This window comes from Luteolibacter algae (assembly GCF_042683045.1).
Lineage (GTDB): Bacteria > Verrucomicrobiota > Verrucomicrobiia > Verrucomicrobiales > Akkermansiaceae > Luteolibacter > Luteolibacter algae.
On the sequence record NZ_JBHUIT010000003.1, the window covers coordinates 20,228 to 38,593 of the forward strand.

At 53.8% G+C, this 18,366-nt stretch carries 8 protein-coding genes, 1 tRNA gene and 1 CRISPR repeat array (1 of these 10 running past the window's edge); of the genes, 3 read left to right on the top strand and 6 right to left on the bottom strand.

Annotated features, from left to right (window positions below; genetic code table 11):
• Window positions 1-9,697: a CRISPR direct-repeat array (repeat unit 31 nt; unit sequence ATCGCTCCTTCACGGGAGCGCGGATTGAAAC); it begins 1,511 nt to the left of the window's first position.
• Between the two features lie 75 nt (window positions 9,698-9,772).
• From ACFSSA_RS04455 to ACFSSA_RS04480, 6 genes are all read right to left on the bottom strand, one after another.
• Window positions 9,773-9,859, bottom strand: a tRNA-Leu gene (locus ACFSSA_RS04455).
• A gap of 129 nt (window positions 9,860-9,988) precedes the next feature.
• Entirely contained in the window at window positions 9,989-10,450 is a 462-nt protein-coding gene (locus ACFSSA_RS04460; protein ID WP_386818719.1) for a YraN family protein, read from the bottom strand.
• Window positions 10,374-11,000, bottom strand: a complete 627-nt coding sequence (locus ACFSSA_RS04465; protein ID WP_386818720.1) for a ribonuclease HII — start codon at window positions 10,998-11,000, stop codon at window positions 10,374-10,376. Before ACFSSA_RS04465 ends, ACFSSA_RS04460 begins: the two co-directional genes overlap by 77 nt.
• Before the next feature lie 18 nt (window positions 11,001-11,018).
• On the bottom strand, window positions 11,019-11,603 hold the full coding sequence (locus tag ACFSSA_RS04470; RefSeq protein WP_386818722.1) for a CAP domain-containing protein: 585 nt from the start codon (window positions 11,601-11,603) through the stop codon (window positions 11,019-11,021).
• 64 nt (window positions 11,604-11,667) lie between these two features.
• Window positions 11,668-12,213, bottom strand: a complete 546-nt coding sequence (locus tag ACFSSA_RS04475; RefSeq protein ID WP_386818724.1) for a hypothetical protein — start codon at window positions 12,211-12,213, stop codon at window positions 11,668-11,670.
• Window positions 12,214-12,234: 21 nt separating this feature from the next.
• Window positions 12,235-13,032 (bottom strand): SDR family oxidoreductase, encoded by a 798-nt coding sequence (locus ACFSSA_RS04480; protein WP_386818725.1) that lies wholly within the window; start codon window positions 13,030-13,032, stop codon window positions 12,235-12,237.
• A 442-nt stretch (window positions 13,033-13,474) separates the two neighbouring features.
• Here ACFSSA_RS04480 and ACFSSA_RS04485 point away from each other — a divergent pair, with 442 nt between their 5' ends.
• Genes ACFSSA_RS04485 through ACFSSA_RS04495 form a run of 3 tightly spaced genes read left to right on the top strand, consistent with a single transcriptional unit; the run spans window position 13,475 to window position 18,362 of the window.
• Entirely contained in the window at window positions 13,475-13,996 is a 522-nt protein-coding gene (locus tag ACFSSA_RS04485) for a sigma-70 family RNA polymerase sigma factor (protein WP_386818727.1), read from the top strand.
• A 5-nt stretch (window positions 13,997-14,001) separates the two neighbouring features.
• A complete protein-coding gene (locus ACFSSA_RS04490; protein ID WP_386818729.1) occupies window positions 14,002-15,321 on the top strand; it encodes a discoidin domain-containing protein in 1,320 nt (439 codons plus the stop codon).
• A 47-nt stretch (window positions 15,322-15,368) separates the two neighbouring features.
• Entirely contained in the window at window positions 15,369-18,362 is a 2,994-nt protein-coding gene (locus ACFSSA_RS04495; protein WP_386818731.1) for a PSD1 and planctomycete cytochrome C domain-containing protein, read from the top strand.
• Window positions 18,363-18,366: the final 4 nt, after the last annotated feature.

An 18,366-nucleotide genomic window follows, 5' to 3' on the forward strand; every position in this document is an offset into this window, starting at 1 on the left:
GCGCGGATTGAAACGAGGGATTCGGCCTGCGCTTCGGTGTCGTTTATATCGCTCCTTCACGGGAGCGCGGATTGAAACCCCTCCCTCCCGCAGTATGACGGGGAGCGCATCGATCGCTCCTTCACGGGAGCGCGGATTGAAACCTGTTCAACAAAGAGTTTCAATCTGCACACAGAGATCGCTCCTTCACGGGAGCGCGGATTGAAACGACCTTTAATCAAAGGCCATAAGCGAAAAGGAAAATCGCTCCTTCACGGGAGCGCGGATTGAAACTCGGTCATCATCTGATTTCTTGCTTCCGGCTGATATCGCTCCTTCACGGGAGCGCGGATTGAAACACCTCCTAACTGGTGGAGTACTTCCGGGGTTCTCAATCGCTCCTTCACGGGAGCGCGGATTGAAACTTGAAGCAAAAGCCTCATGCAAGACTGAGTGAGAATCGCTCCTTCACGGGAGCGCGGATTGAAACTCATAATATTCCTCTTCCTTGGGCACCGCCGGAATCGCTCCTTCACGGGAGCGCGGATTGAAACAGAAAGAGGTGGCTTTATACTGCAGTGACTCGCGATCGCTCCTTCACGGGAGCGCGGATTGAAACCAATTATCATTTCATAAGCTGCCTTGTCGTCAGGATCGCTCCTTCACGGGAGCGCGGATTGAAACAGTTGAAAGACTTGTGGATTCATAAACAGTCTTCAATCGCTCCTTCACGGGAGCGCGGATTGAAACCTTGAACATTGTGAGTATGTTGTTCCAAATGAAATCGCTCCTTCACGGGAGCGCGGATTGAAACTGTGGGCTGATCCGGAAGGGGTGGCGGTGGGATATCGCTCCTTCACGGGAGCGCGGATTGAAACTCGGCACTTACTCGGCTGTAATACCTGTTCACCATCGCTCCTTCACGGGAGCGCGGATTGAAACGACAAGAGCTTTTACGCTGTCACTCCTAAACTCAAATCGCTCCTTCACGGGAGCGCGGATTGAAACTCTACGAAACACCCCTCACGCTCACGGAAGATACATCGCTCCTTCACGGGAGCGCGGATTGAAACCGGGATGGGCTGGAAGACGGTGACGCGGGCGGAAATCGCTCCTTCACGGGAGCGCGGATTGAAACACACAGATGGAGAGCATGTATCTGCTGGTGACAATCGCTCCTTCACGGGAGCGCGGATTGAAACTGTGGCGACTGCCGCCTACCCTGGGGATACAGGAATCGCTCCTTCACGGGAGCGCGGATTGAAACTTTTCAAGGTTGTCCAATGCTGCTTGCGCCGCCTATCGCTCCTTCACGGGAGCGCGGATTGAAACTGTGTAAGCGTCCCGGCCCCGCTCGAACCAATCAATCGCTCCTTCACGGGAGCGCGGATTGAAACCTCTTCTTTGACTAATTTGAGGCCGAAGGACTGATCGCTCCTTCACGGGAGCGCGGATTGAAACGAAATTCCGGAGGACACCACGCTACTGCCATTTATCGCTCCTTCACGGGAGCGCGGATTGAAACAATCTGACTCTTGAACCCCAGGTTGTGGACGGGCATCGCTCCTTCACGGGAGCGCGGATTGAAACAGGTGATTATTCCAAACAGCCGCAAAAGCGTGTGATCGCTCCTTCACGGGAGCGCGGATTGAAACCTTCTGGACTTGCTGGTTGCCCTGCGAGCTGGACAATCGCTCCTTCACGGGAGCGCGGATTGAAACTCCGTGGAACCTCTCTTTTTGGGTGGTGGGCGTGTATCGCTCCTTCACGGGAGCGCGGATTGAAACATCATAATTGAGAACAATATTGGTATAAACAGTATCGCTCCTTCACGGGAGCGCGGATTGAAACATCATAATTGAGAACAATATTGGTATAAACAGTAATCGCTCCTTCACGGGAGCGCGGATTGAAACCGGCGGCTATACTGTCCGCTTCGGTCTCAACGGTATCGCTCCTTCACGGGAGCGCGGATTGAAACTTCCCCCCTGCCTGCTCCGGTGCTAATCCAGTTTATCGCTCCTTCACGGGAGCGCGGATTGAAACATGACAGCAAGGGAATAACGCCAGAGGAGCGCAAATCGCTCCTTCACGGGAGCGCGGATTGAAACAGTTTCCAGCAGTTGGAGACGCTTGGGAAACTTTATCGCTCCTTCACGGGAGCGCGGATTGAAACTATTTCTGGCACTATTGTCTATTCTGAGCGCGCTGATCGCTCCTTCACGGGAGCGCGGATTGAAACACGGGTACCTCTATTGCTTCAACTGGCAGCATTTAATCGCTCCTTCACGGGAGCGCGGATTGAAACCCGTGTTCGTTTTTGGCAGACTTCCAAAAATTTTATCGCTCCTTCACGGGAGCGCGGATTGAAACGGGCGGGAATGGATCCGGTGGTGACGGTGGCGGCATCGCTCCTTCACGGGAGCGCGGATTGAAACCACAAATGGAGATTTGCAATCTCAATTTGGAAAGATCGCTCCTTCACGGGAGCGCGGATTGAAACGGGAAATTTCCCTTACTGATTTACAGACTCCTAAATCGCTCCTTCACGGGAGCGCGGATTGAAACCAGGGCGCTCCGCCACTTTCCAAATTGAGATTGCATCGCTCCTTCACGGGAGCGCGGATTGAAACCTGGTCTAGTTTGTCTCCAGTTGTCCGCCTTTGTATCGCTCCTTCACGGGAGCGCGGATTGAAACCTGCGATGGCAGACGCTACCGATGTTACGTCTGATCGCTCCTTCACGGGAGCGCGGATTGAAACAACCGGCAGAGACACGCAAAAGGCCATTATGAGTGATCGCTCCTTCACGGGAGCGCGGATTGAAACTTATGTATGGCACCCGAAATCGAACTACTTTCAAATCGCTCCTTCACGGGAGCGCGGATTGAAACCACTCTTTAAACTCTGGGCTTTGTCCGGTTGGCATATCGCTCCTTCACGGGAGCGCGGATTGAAACCTGATACTTCTGCTTTGCAAGACATGCCTTCAAAATCGCTCCTTCACGGGAGCGCGGATTGAAACCAGGCCACCAAGTAAACTGATCTATGTCCCGAGAATCGCTCCTTCACGGGAGCGCGGATTGAAACGAGTGCTCGGTGATCGATTTAAACTTGGCCTCCATCGCTCCTTCACGGGAGCGCGGATTGAAACGCATTTGAATTATGAATAAACTACAATCATTCGCATCGCTCCTTCACGGGAGCGCGGATTGAAACCTCTCCTATTGGCCGGCCCGGGCTGTGGGTGGGATCGCTCCTTCACGGGAGCGCGGATTGAAACATAGCATAAAGGCCGCCCCCGGTTAAGAGGGCAGATCGCTCCTTCACGGGAGCGCGGATTGAAACCTTGGGCGTTCTCCAAGAAAATTATGAAGATACCAATCGCTCCTTCACGGGAGCGCGGATTGAAACGATTGGTGATTTGATAGCTCCTGCCTGCGCGTGATCGCTCCTTCACGGGAGCGCGGATTGAAACACACACCCGCTGAGCCCACAAGCCAGCGGGTTTCATCGCTCCTTCACGGGAGCGCGGATTGAAACAATCCGTCATCAAGAATCGTGAGGCAGACTTTAGATCGCTCCTTCACGGGAGCGCGGATTGAAACTTGAGTGTTCATAGGTTCTTGACAAATTCCTTGTATCGCTCCTTCACGGGAGCGCGGATTGAAACAACAACTTGCCGGCATTATGAATGCAATCCGAGATCGCTCCTTCACGGGAGCGCGGATTGAAACAAAATCCTCGATAAACTCTTCCGCCCGCCGGTCATCGCTCCTTCACGGGAGCGCGGATTGAAACATACTTTTCGTCCTGTTTATTGCTTACTTGGCGAGATCGCTCCTTCACGGGAGCGCGGATTGAAACAAGCAACCTGCGAACTCTACGAGGACGTGATCGGATCGCTCCTTCACGGGAGCGCGGATTGAAACGGGAGTTATTCGTTTTCGTTAACAAGGCGGAGCTATCGCTCCTTCACGGGAGCGCGGATTGAAACAAGAGCAATCCGCGCGATGTTTTCGCAAGATGAATCGCTCCTTCACGGGAGCGCGGATTGAAACGGCGCATCTCCGCGTCCTACCGTGATATTAAAAGGATCGCTCCTTCACGGGAGCGCGGATTGAAACAATCCGGTTTTGATCTCGTCGCTGCCATCCGTGATCGCTCCTTCACGGGAGCGCGGATTGAAACTGCGGGGCGTATTTGTCCCCGTTGTTCCGGGGCATCGCTCCTTCACGGGAGCGCGGATTGAAACCGAGAAAACAACAGTGCCGGAAACAGGCCCACAGAATCGCTCCTTCACGGGAGCGCGGATTGAAACTACAATCCCACCGCGCAGGCGGGGGTGGCCTTCATCGCTCCTTCACGGGAGCGCGGATTGAAACCGGCAGCTACTATATCAGCATTGCCGGGGAGAAAATCGCTCCTTCACGGGAGCGCGGATTGAAACGTCCGGACAAACTCCGCGATTAGCGCGGCGTCGAATCGCTCCTTCACGGGAGCGCGGATTGAAACGCAAGAGATGGTTCCGATCACGTTCGCTCGAATGATCGCTCCTTCACGGGAGCGCGGATTGAAACATGGATTGGAGCGTCACCGGGCTATTCGCCCCGGATCGCTCCTTCACGGGAGCGCGGATTGAAACCACCGCCGCAAGTGGAGTCTATCCCGCCACACGTATCGCTCCTTCACGGGAGCGCGGATTGAAACATCTACAATCGCATCCTTACCGATACGGAAAAAGATCGCTCCTTCACGGGAGCGCGGATTGAAACAAGACCGAGGGCAAAGACATCCGCTTTATGTCCATCGCTCCTTCACGGGAGCGCGGATTGAAACTCACGGAGACAGAAGCCAAACTCGAAAAGTGAAAATCGCTCCTTCACGGGAGCGCGGATTGAAACCTCTCCTATTGGCCGGCCCGGGCTGTGGGTGGGCATCGCTCCTTCACGGGAGCGCGGATTGAAACTTCCCCACATCCAGAACCACCACTGGGTCCAGTCATCGCTCCTTCACGGGAGCGCGGATTGAAACTCTCCGCGATCGGCTCGCCATTTGTGACGGGGGAATCGCTCCTTCACGGGAGCGCGGATTGAAACCCGCGCTCAACTCAGCCGCGACCGGAGCGCAAAAAATCGCTCCTTCACGGGAGCGCGGATTGAAACGAAACCCTTTAATCAAAAAAAACTAACCCAACGAATCGCTCCTTCACGGGAGCGCGGATTGAAACCGTCCGGCTGCGGTTGGTAGACGGTAAAGTCTGGATCGCTCCTTCACGGGAGCGCGGATTGAAACGTCGTCGCGTTGCTTTTCGAGACGATGATCTAGATCGCTCCTTCACGGGAGCGCGGATTGAAACGCAAAACTCCAGCACGTGCCCGCCAAGGTCGGCGATCGCTCCTTCACGGGAGCGCGGATTGAAACTTTGGGATCGTTAAAACCTCCACCGCAGCCAATGATCGCTCCTTCACGGGAGCGCGGATTGAAACCCCTTCGTCGAACTCATCAGGAGCATAGACTCCATCGCTCCTTCACGGGAGCGCGGATTGAAACATAGCATAAAGGCCGCCCCCGGTTAAGAGGGCAATCGCTCCTTCACGGGAGCGCGGATTGAAACAGGGCCTCAGAAAGATCAAACGAAGCTCCAGCTTATCGCTCCTTCACGGGAGCGCGGATTGAAACATTTCGCCAAAAAGGCGCCCGCACGGCATTTACCAATCGCTCCTTCACGGGAGCGCGGATTGAAACATTTTCGTTTTTGGTTGAGGTTAGCCGCCCCCGGTTATCGCTCCTTCACGGGAGCGCGGATTGAAACGAGGTTTGCTGCGCTCATGTCTTTTTGTTCAAATCGCTCCTTCACGGGAGCGCGGATTGAAACATGGCTGGTAAAAACGGCAATCACACATCGTGGCCGATCGCTCCTTCACGGGAGCGCGGATTGAAACACAAAGCCCGCGCCGCCGGTCGCTCCAATCGTAGATCGCTCCTTCACGGGAGCGCGGATTGAAACATTGATGACTTTCCAAAAGTGGAAATAGTTTCCCTATCGCTCCTTCACGGGAGCGCGGATTGAAACGATGAATGGCGTATCACTGCCCAGTTCATCTTCCATCGCTCCTTCACGGGAGCGCGGATTGAAACAGCGAAAGCTTTGAGGCGAAGCCGTTGAGGAAGGATCGCTCCTTCACGGGAGCGCGGATTGAAACTCCTGGTCATCGGTGATGGTCACATCCTTGCCCGATCGCTCCTTCACGGGAGCGCGGATTGAAACCTCTCCACTCAGCTCCTGCACCGCCACGTCGATCATCGCTCCTTCACGGGAGCGCGGATTGAAACCAGAATTTCCCCGCCGCATAGTCACTCTTCGCCGCATCGCTCCTTCACGGGAGCGCGGATTGAAACCCGTCCCAGGGCTGATTGTAGAGCGCATCCTGCTATCGCTCCTTCACGGGAGCGCGGATTGAAACCTTGCAGATCATATCGATACCACCACCTGGTCCAATCGCTCCTTCACGGGAGCGCGGATTGAAACTGTGTCCGCGTAGTATTTTGAGCGGTAAAGCAGGATCGCTCCTTCACGGGAGCGCGGATTGAAACACTAATGTTAGCCTGGGTGCAATTGATTTGATCGATCGCTCCTTCACGGGAGCGCGGATTGAAACGACATCGCCGTTGACTCGATATTCGAAGGTTGAGAATCGCTCCTTCACGGGAGCGCGGATTGAAACATAGAGATCTGGATCGACAGTGAGAGTAATAAAACATCGCTCCTTCACGGGAGCGCGGATTGAAACAACGCTTGTTTGTGCGAGGCCCTGACTTGTAGATGATCGCTCCTTCACGGGAGCGCGGATTGAAACTAAGCGCACGTGTGGACGCTGGAGGACCTCCACGATCGCTCCTTCACGGGAGCGCGGATTGAAACTCGTTTCTGGATCAGCATATGGTCGACCTTGCTGATCGCTCCTTCACGGGAGCGCGGATTGAAACGATAGTGCCTTATCAAGAGGGCGTTGCAATTTCCATCGCTCCTTCACGGGAGCGCGGATTGAAACTTAACTTTTACGATCTTAAGGCCAAGATAATCGGATCGCTCCTTCACGGGAGCGCGGATTGAAACCGTCCTCGGTGACGTTCCGCTTGCTTCTCCCCCCATCGCTCCTTCACGGGAGCGCGGATTGAAACAATCCGGTTTTGATCTCGTCGCTGCGATCCGTGATCGCTCCTTCACGGGAGCGCGGATTGAAACTGGCCGATCAAGCCGTTTGTTTGCGATACCTGGAATCGCTCCTTCACGGGAGCGCGGATTGAAACTGAGCCGTCCGGCGGTGGTGAGTGGATCGAGACAAATCGCTCCTTCACGGGAGCGCGGATTGAAACCACAAGTCAGGGGCTAGCTCAAACCAGTGTTGAGTATCGCTCCTTCACGGGAGCGCGGATTGAAACAAAGTGAAGTTTGTAGTTGTCCAGTTGGCCGTTAATCGCTCCTTCACGGGAGCGCGGATTGAAACAAGCCTGTACTTGTCGATGATGATCCAAGCATGGAATCGCTCCTTCACGGGAGCGCGGATTGAAACATGAAACGCGCCAGGGTAGAGTTTGGCACGCCGATCGCTCCTTCACGGGAGCGCGGATTGAAACTGCTGGTTTCCCCCTCGTTGCTCCCTCCGATTTATCGCTCCTTCACGGGAGCGCGGATTGAAACACCTGCTTCGATTACACCGGCCCCGGCATCGGAATCGCTCCTTCACGGGAGCGCGGATTGAAACTGGAATTCCTGGAGCACGCCGCCACCCAGTGCATATCGCTCCTTCACGGGAGCGCGGATTGAAACCGTCATTGTACCTTTTTACATCGTCAATAGCGGATCGCTCCTTCACGGGAGCGCGGATTGAAACCCGACGCATCGAGCCGGACCCTTTATGTCACTGGATCGCTCCTTCACGGGAGCGCGGATTGAAACCTTTTGGCCTTCCGGATTGCTTTATTGAGTGCTATCGCTCCTTCACGGGAGCGCGGATTGAAACGAAATATACCTCAATATTTGTAACGCAAGTTTGTATCGCTCCTTCACGGGAGCGCGGATTGAAACTGAAGCTTGGACGTAGCCGCCTGACGGACACCGAATCGCTCCTTCACGGGAGCGCGGATTGAAACGATCACTGAGGCCGTAGGCGCTGCAACTACCATTTATCGCTCCTTCACGGGAGCGCGGATTGAAACCAGTGGCTGGTCAAAGATCAGCTCGAAGGCCTCTATCGCTCCTTCACGGGAGCGCGGATTGAAACTACGATTTTTTTGGTGTATGTTAAATTTTAACGTAATCGCTCCTTCACGGGAGCGCGGATTGAAACGCTATGATGGCCAAGTTGGTGAGAGCGGGATGCCATCGCTCCTTCACGGGAGCGCGGATTGAAACACCGGGGACAAGACAGCCCCGGATCTGGCGGAGCATCGCTCCTTCACGGGAGCGCGGATTGAAACCGCTGCCGGTCTTGGTATTCTTGCCGTGTTCCTCATCGCTCCTTCACGGGAGCGCGGATTGAAACTGGCCGTGCTCATCCTGGATGGAGATGAGCTGCATCGCTCCTTCACGGGAGCGCGGATTGAAACCGCTCATTTGACAACATTAAAAAAATAGCCCCTAATCGCTCCTTCACGGGAGCGCGGATTGAAACCAGCAGTGCTAGTGGCTGTTTAAACCACACTCGCATCGCTCCTTCACGGGAGCGCGGATTGAAACAGCGTTTTAACTACAGGCCGTATTGCCTTAATTTATCGCTCCTTCACGGGAGCGCGGATTGAAACTATCGTCGGTGCGCTGGTCGCTCTAGGCTCTTCAATCGCTCCTTCACGGGAGCGCGGATTGAAACACCTACAGCAGTGTATCCAGCGGAATTTAAATGTATCGCTCCTTCACGGGAGCGCGGATTGAAACGTAGCGTTGAGTGATTGATAAGGTGATAGCAGTTGATCGCTCCTTCACGGGAGCGCGGATTGAAACATATGAGTATTTTGCGGAACTTAGAAGAGTCAGCAAATCGCTCCTTCACGGGAGCGCGGATTGAAACTTTTTGAGAATGAGAAGGCGGCGGGTCAATATCATCGCTCCTTCACGGGAGCGCGGATTGAAACATCCACAACATTTGATTGAGTCGGATCGTCAGAATCGCTCCTTCACGGGAGCGCGGATTGAAACCACCCCTCCCGGGCGACCAGATCATCGGGAGAGAATCGCTCCTTCACGGGAGCGCGGATTGAAACAGCTTGGAGTTTCTCCACGAGTGCCGCTTTCAGCATCGCTCCTTCACGGGAGCGCGGATTGAAACCGTTCTCCAGAAACCCTTTGATACCTGCGATGATTATCGCTCCTTCACGGGAGCGCGGATTGAAACACCGGCCAGATATTCCGTTTGCGCCACCTCACGGATCGCTCCTTCACGGGAGCGCGGATTGAAACTGGGTTGAGTTAGACGACGGTGACTGCTGCGGGAATCGCTCCTTCACGGGAGCGCGGATTGAAACATCACATTCACCTCGCGGGTGACGAGCAGTCCGCATCGCTCCTTCACGGGAGCGCGGATTGAAACCGAGTCCATAACTTGGTTAAGACCGCGCCACTCAATCGCTCCTTCACGGGAGCGCGGATTGAAACTTTGCGTCCTTATCCAGCCCGGCGAAGTTTTTCATCGCTCCTTCACGGGAGCGCGGATTGAAACCAAACGTTCAACAAGAAGTATGATCGCATTTCTGAAGAGATCATTATCTCCTCCGGATCCTTTTGGTAAAAAAAATGGTGCGCGCGACAGGACTCGAACCTGAACGGGGTTGCCCCCACTAGAACCTGAATCTAGCGCGTCTACCAATTCCGCCACGCGCGCACTTTAGGCCGACTCTGCAGTCGGGCGGAAAAAGAATCATGTGTGGGACGACTTGGCAATCACCATTTTACCAAAGAAATGAATTTCACACTTTTTGTGAGATCCAGGTGATGAAATCACGGGATATTACTAGAATTGACGCCGTTGTGCTGTATTCTGGAATGCGTTTTCGATGTGGGTCACCGAGGGCTTTTCTCCTTCCGTGACCTCTACTTCGATAACGTCGTATCGCCAGAGCACCTCGCGACTGCCTAGCCGTTTGAGCCATTCGTTTCCGCCGCGTTGTATCAGTGCTTGTTTCTTGCGATTTACGGCAGCCAAGCCCCGGATTTTCGAGCCGTGGCGACGTGTTTTTACTTCCACGAATAGTAGCTGTTTCCCCTTTTTCGCCACAATGTCCACCTCCCCGCCCTTCGGTCCTTTGAAATTTCTCGATAGGATCTTGCAGTTTCTGGCCCGCAGCCAATCGGCAGCGACCTTTTCGCCATAGTCTCCCATCCATTTCCTCGCTCCGCTAGTTCCCGAGCGCTGGCGATATGGTGAGTTGAGAAACCGGCTTAAACGAGCGACGATGATGGATACAAGGCCCATGGGTTTTTAATGCTTCGAGGTGGATGCGGGTGCCATAGCCTTGGTGCTTGGCAAAGCCGTATTGAGGGAATTCTGCGTCGATCTTTTCCATCATCCGGTCTCTTGTCACCTTGGCAATGACACTGGCGGCGGCTATGGACAAGGAGAGCCCATCTCCCTTTACCAGAGCTTCATGCTCCACGGGCAGCCCTTTCACCCGCAAGCCATCGACCAAAGCGATACACGGCATTACCGAAAGAGTGGAAAGCGCCATTGCCATGGCCCGGTGGGTCGCACGCAGAATATTGATGGTGTCGATTTCTTCCGGGCCGACGGTAGCAACCGCCCACGTGATCTGTGAATTTCCGGTAATCTCGGCGTAGAGTTGCTCGCGGCGTTTCTTGGAGAGCTTTTTCGAATCGTTCAGGTATGGGCACGAAAAAGATTTTGGCAGAATGACAGCCGCCGCAGCGACAGGTCCCGCCAAAGGTCCTCTTCCGGCTTCATCGACACCTGCCACCCGCAGAAATCCACGGGCCAGCAGGTTATTTTCATAGGTTAAATCCGGCACGCCGGGAGCCTAGCACATTCACCATACACGGGAGAAGCGGTTTGAAAGCTCTGTGTGGGAAGTGGTTTCAGCCGAGCCAAAGATCTGGGTGGAAATGACCAGCCCCTGGGAAGTTACCGCGGTGCCTATTCCGGTATATGTCCAGTCGCTGCGCATATTGTGCTCGTGGGATTTCGAGCGGGACCAGAGATCCACAAGATGTTTCGAGGAATGATCCATGGAGGTTACTACATTTTCACCAATGGTGGAAATGCGGTAGGCCTGGCGGGCGGCAAGAGCACGGCCTTCAAAGCCGTTGTGATTGATGGAACGGTTGGTAAGACCGTGACTCTGGATATTGCCGGCAAGATAATCGCAGTGTTTCTGCGCAATGGCATCCAAGCCGGAATGACGCTGGAGAGAGCTCTTTCCTTTTGAAGTCCGGTATTGATTTACCTCATCAAAAATCTGACCGCGCAGTGATTTATCCGCTCCTGTAGGTGACGCCGATACGGGCACACGGGTGACATCCGGCGGAGAAGAAGAACAAGCTGCCAAAAGCCCGGCTAAGGCGATGGCAGACATCTGGGTGTAATGGCTGGTATTCATAAGGGACCACTCCAAAAGACATTTTTACTAAAAAAAGTAAAGTTTTTTGAAAGATCCGCAATCCCTGAGCTTGAAGCAGCTAGAACATTAAAAACACTCTGACTATAAAGCGCAGAGTTCCATTAAAACGCTCACGATTCGCTACCAAAACACCCGAAAACCAACCGCCCTTCCCGGAGGCGAAACTTCTCGACCCCTCTTTTTGCGCCATTGCCTCAATGTATAAGCGGCCGAAGTCATACTTCTCCAGCGAGGGGTAGGAGACGGAAATATCGCCAAGCACATTCCACAGCAGTCCTTTCCCCTGGATTCCCAGGATCAGTAGCTCAAGCAGCTCAAACTTCCCCAGCTCGCCGATGCGTAGGCCATTGAAATCCATTCTCCAAAGTCCGATGCGGGCAAACATCCCGCTCATTGTTTGCTTGGCGCCATGGAGCTTGAGCTCTAGCGACTCGATGACTTGTTCCAGCTGACCCCGGTCGTTCTCGATCTTTTCCAAAAGACTTTGGAAAAACTCCCGTTCCTCCTCATCCACCGTATTTTCCAGAAGACGCTGAGTCATCAGTATTCCCGCACTGCTGCCAGCCAAATGATCATTCAGGTAGGATTCCAGATCGTCTTTCATAGGTGTGATTATATATATACTTCATCCCTGAAGCAAAGACTGTGCGCCATCGACATAAATTTCCGTTCCGGTGATGTGCCGCGCCGCGTCCGAGGCTAAAAACATGATTGCGCTGGCGACATCCCCCGGCGAACCGGATTTTCCATGGGTCAATGGCACCTGTCCTTCCGGATACTGCACGGGAATATGGAGTTCGTCATCACCGCGTATTTCCGTGGAATCATCGATCTGGGTATCGATCGCACCCGGGCAGACCGCATTTACCCGCACGCCGAATTCCGCAAACTCAAGCGCTGTCATTCTCGAAAAGGTCACTTGTGCCGCCTTCGAGCACGCATACGCTGTGGCACCGCTGTTACTAAACATGCGGTTCCCGTTTACCGAGGATACAATGATCACAGAGCCTTTGGATTCCTTGAGGAAAGGCAAGCCGAGCTTCACTGTTAGAAATGTCCCGCGCAGATTTACCCCGAGTGTCATATCCCACTCGCAGGTTTTGATCTGATCCAGCGGTGCCCAAACCCCATTGATCCCTGCATTGGCGACAACGATATCAAGCCTTGGCCAAAGATCCCGGATTTGTTGAAACGCGAACTCCATTTCATCATCTTTTGAGACATCGGCGGTCAGGATCAAATGACCGGCTTCCTCGCCGCCGATTTCCTCCGCCACTTCCTTTAGCTGCACGAGTGAGCGGCTCAGCAGTGCGACTTTCGCCCCTGCCTCGGCCAGGGCAACCGCTGTGCTTCTGCCAATGCCGGAACCTGCCCCTGTAACCAAGGCATACTTACCCTCGATATTGTAATTGTTCGTTTTCATGGTTCAAAAAAATACCTCTGATCGCCTCGAAGGATTTTCGGTAATCGTGCTGCCTTCGCAGTCCGGGTGCCATGTGAGGAAAATCCGTAAATCCCTGTATCTATCAAGAAATCATAGGAGTCCGTGCGGAATTGGAACCACTTCTCGGATTGCAGTTTGCAAATCCGCTGCATGCATAAAGCCTTTGCATATATTATTGGTATCCGGCACCTGGATGGACCTCGGAAACCATGAGCTACCAATATATAAATCCCGAACACCAATACCCTTGAAGCAATATAGAAACAGAAGCATTGAACTTGCCGCGTAGCCTTGTTTCCCGGGGATGGGTTTTGACCAATCCAGCGGTTGAACAACCCGCCGAGAAGGTGGTATTGGAAGAATCCGGTCCCAATAATCTCGCACGTGTCATATTTGAGCTTTTTCCGGTATAAAGCATGAAATGGATGGAAACAGTGAGACAGACAGCGTGATCGTCGGGGAGATCTCCAAAGCACAGACTCCTCTGCGTGCCTACATCTGGAAGCTTGTGGGCGATCGTCACCATACCGACGATATCCTTCAGGAAACCAATCTGGTCATCTGGCAGAAGCGGGCGGATTGGGATAGCGCCACAGTTTTTCTCAAATGGGCCTATCGCATCGCTTACTTTCAGACCAAGGCCCATTTCCGCGATGCCGGAAGAGATAAGGAACGTCTGGTCTTCACCGATGCCGTGCTGGAAACTTTGGCAAAGGATACTCCACGTTTCCACGAAAACTCGGCGCTTGAGGACGCTCTTGAGCATTGTCTCGAAAAGATGGACAGCAGCAAGCGATCACTCCTCATGCAGAGATATGATGGGGAAAACAGCCTCGAAACCATCGCCAAACTGCACAACCGCCAGCCGAACACCTTATCGCAGATGCTCCGCAGGCTACGTTCACAGCTCTCCAGCTGCATCGAAGCCCAAACCCAGAACTAACCTTCATGAAGCCACATTTCACAGATTTCGACGATCTCGTATGGAAATATCTGGATGGAGAGATCACTCCGGAAGAGTTTGATCAATTCCAGCGGTTGCTTTCCGAGCACTCCGACCTGTCCAGTAGATACCAGCTTCTGGTGGAGGTTCACAACGGCCTTGATATCTGCGCGAAACTTTCACCAGACAAGCTCCAGAAACCTCAGAATCTTCTCCATTTCCCCAACGGAAAACCCATCCTTCCACGCCTGTTACTCATTTCCGCAGCCGTCGTATTAGTCGGTGCGATCGTTACCTTTTTCGCAGCCCGCGGGCATACCATCCGTGTGAAATATGTAGCACTGAAGCAGACGGATTTCCGTGGTTCCGATGTTAAAACAGGAGACCCGGCAACAAACCGGATGATGCACCTGATGCGCGGCGCAGTGGCTCTGGAATTCCCGAGCAAGACCACTGCAATCATCGAAGGACCTGCTTGGTATCAGGTGCAGGACAATCATTCCATACTGCTTTCCTCCGGCACGATCACCGTGCACCACCAGGGAAAACCGGGGGCTTTCAAGGTGATCACACCCGTAGGCGACCTGACGGACCTTGGCACAAAATTCGGGGTGACGATCGGTAACGGAGTCACTGATTCGATGGTGATGACGGAAGTCTACGAAGGTGAGGTAATCTTCGACGATAAAACAAGCACGCCCATCAGTATAAAACAGGGCAAAGGTTTCGCGATTCTCGGTAATCACAAATCCCAACGTATTGTCGATGAGGTAAACGGAGAGGACGTGAAAGTTACCGGAACTTTCGCACTCACGGACGCGGACCGTGATTTAAAATCTCTCCATAATCTTGCCCTTGGGAAACCAGCGAGCAGTTCCAGCCATTACAACTCGATTGATAATGGTGAAACCTTCGGGCCATCTGCTCTCACAGACAACCGGGACGGCGACAGCGGATCCCCGTGGGATTGGTCCTTCTGGCTGGCTCCAAATGGCGAATCCGGCACCGTCACGGTGGATCTCCTGGAGACGCATAAAATCTCCCGGGTCGATCTACAGAATACCAGAAACCGCCATCACGCCGATAGAGGGCTTAAAGATTTCGAAATTCAGACCTCCGTCGATGGCGTGCATTACACCACACAGGTAGAAGCCCGGCTGGCAGCGATCGAAACGACGGAAAGCAGTGCCTACATCTATGAACGCTTTGACTTTCCCAGTGTGGAAGCCCGATACGTCCGCATTGTGGGCAAATCCCATTATAAAAAGGAAAAGCATCGTCACGAAGGCAGCGGCGGGCTCAACGAAATCCGGATTTTCGAATAAATAATCCTTCCCGCGTCACATTCTGCACTTCTTCGGTATAAATCCATATGCAGCATCCGAAGCATCACTGGATCCGACCTTTTTCCCGCGCGGCTATCGCAATAGGCCTGGCGATAGCCCCGAACGCTCTCTATGCCGAGAATACGAAGGAACAGGAGACGATCGATTTCAATCGGGATATCCGTCCCATCCTCTCGAACAACTGCTATTACTGTCATGGCCCGGATGTGAAAAACAACAAGGCCGATCTGCGGCTGGATATCCGCGCGGAAGCCATCGCGGCATACGCCATTGCTCCGGGAGAGCCCGAATCCAGCGATCTGGTCGAGAGGATCTTTTCCAAAGACAGCAGTGAGGTGATGCCTCCGCCGGAAGCTCATAAAAGCTTGAGCCCGGAGCAGAAGGAAAAACTGGTGAAGTGGATCCGGGAGGGTGCGGAATACGATAGCCATTGGTCCTACAAACGAGTGGAACGTCCGGAAGCCGGTTCCATCGATGAAATCGTAGAGTCCAATCTAGGAAAGAAGAAGCTGAAGCTCTCACAGGAAGCCTCCCGGGAAACACTCCTGCGCCGGCTTTATCTGGATACCATAGGCCTTCCGCCGACTCCGCAGCAGATAGAGAATTATTTGAGCGATCAATCGCCTGACGCCTATGAACGCTTGGTGGATGAGCTTCTGGCATCGCCGCATTTTGGAGAAAACATGGCTGCGTCCTGGCTCGATGCAGTCCGTTACGCGGATACCTTGGGTTATCATGGAGACCAAACCCGCGATGCTTCCCCGTTCCGCGACTACGTGATCCATGCCTTCAACACCAACAAGCCTTACGATCAATTCACCATCGAGCAAATCGCCGGGGATCTTCTTCCAAACGCAACGCTGGAGCAGCGCGTCGCTTCCAGCTTCAACCGCCTGAACCAGAGCAGCCAGGAAGGTGGAATACAGGACAAGGAATATCTCAAAAAGTATCAGGCAGAACGCGTCCGCACTACCTCTACGACGTTTCTGGGCTCCACGCTTGCCTGTGCGGAATGCCATGATCACAAGTTCGATCCGTTTACCGCAAAGGACTTTTATTCGTTTGCCGCCTTCTTCTCGGACATCTTGGAGAGAGGTGCCTACAACAATTCCGGAAGCTTTCAGGAAGAGGACCTCTCGAAATTCCTGAAAGATCCGGCTGTCAAAATAGATACAAAATTCGGCACTTCGCTTCGCGTTCCGAACCGGACCTTTCTTCAAGACAGTGATGAACTGGAAGCAGAGCTTGCGGAACGATGGAACGTTTTGAGGCATGGAACAAAGGCCGCCGAAGTTGAATTCCAGAAATGGCTTTCGGAGAAACGTCAGGCCTACGACAGCAAGCTTCCCGCCGAGTATCCCTTGCCCTCATTCGGAAAACACAGAGGCCTCCGGATTGCCAAGGGGCAACTGCCTGCTGAAAACGGCTACCGTTTTTCTTTGGAGATTTTTCCCGGCGAGCCTGACAGCTCGAAAAATGGTGCCGCGGTGGAATTCACATTTCCTGATGCCCGGTATGTTTTCTTCTGGGGAAAGTCCCCCAAAAAAGAATCCGACCAACGCATCCTGATCAACAAAGGCGCGATGCCGAAAGCCCGCGAATGGTCCACTCTCACCATCGACCTGCGTGAGCTTAAGAAGCACCGGCATGCTGAAGTTTCCGAAGTGACATTCATCGAAAATGCCCACGCAAAGGATGCAAAGCCGACCCAAATCCGGAATTTCAAACTACAGACCACCCTGCACGCGGTCCCAATCGGGAATTTGAGCAATGAAGCAATTAGGCTTCTCCGGCAATGTATCAACCATCCATCCGACACCCGATCCATGTCCGGGCTGAGGGAAATTTTCTTCACCACCCATGCTGGCAGCCCTGATCAAATCGCTCTCAGAGAGAATCACCAGCTCTTGGCGGAGTTCATCCACGGCACGCGTGAAACTCCCGTAACGATCAGCGCAACTCCCCGTGAAATACGTATTCTTCCACGCGGAAACTGGATGGACGAGAGTGGCGAAATCGTGCTACCTGCCACTCCCGAATTTCTCGATTTCTCGATCACCTCGGATTCCAGCAGAAGGCTCAATCGCCTGGATCTGGCCAGATGGATCGTCAATCGCGACAATCCGCTGGCAGCGCGAACCTACGTGAACCGCCTCTGGGCCGATTTCTTCGGGACACCCCTTTCCAGCGCTCCGGAAGACCTCGGACTCCAGGGAGAATACCCGGTTTATCCAGAGCTGATGGATTGGCTGGCTGCGGAATTCATGGAGTCCGGCTGGGATATCAAACACTTGATCAAAACGATACTTATGTCGAAAACCTACCGTCAGACCAGTCGATCTACCCCTGAGCTCGATCTGATCGATCCACACAATCGGCTGCTGGCCCGCCAAACTCCCCGCCGGCTAAAGGCGGAAAACATCCGCGATAATGTGCTCTCCGCTTCCGGCCTCCTCGTGCGCCGGATCGGAGGCGCAAGCAGCACCCCCTATCAACCTGCCGGCTATTACCGTCAACTGAACTTCCCGAAGCGCACCTATCAGGAGGATCACAACGAAAACCAGTATCGCCGCGGTTTATACACCCACTGGCAGCGCACCTTCCTGCACCCGATGCTTATGGCTTTTGATGCCCCCAGTAGAGATGAATGCGCTGTCTCCAGGCCTGTATCGAACACCCCGATGCAAGCTCTCAATCTGCTCAATGACCCGACATTCGTCGAGGCAGCCAGAGCCTTGGCTGACCAGGTCCTGACCGCTAGCGCAGACGACTCAAGCCGAATCGAGAGCCTCTATCTTCGCGTTTTGGCAAGATCCCCCAGCCCCCGGGAAGTCACCCGGCTGGCTTCCTTTCTGGCGAAAGAACGCCAACGCTTCCAGACCGCACCTGATCAAGCCGACGAGCTGCTCGGCATCGGTCTCTATCACAGCAAAAACAAAATCCCAGAGCCTGAAAAAGCGGCGTGGACCAGCGTCAGCCGTGCCGTCCTTAACCTCCATGAATCCATCACCCGATACTAAGTGT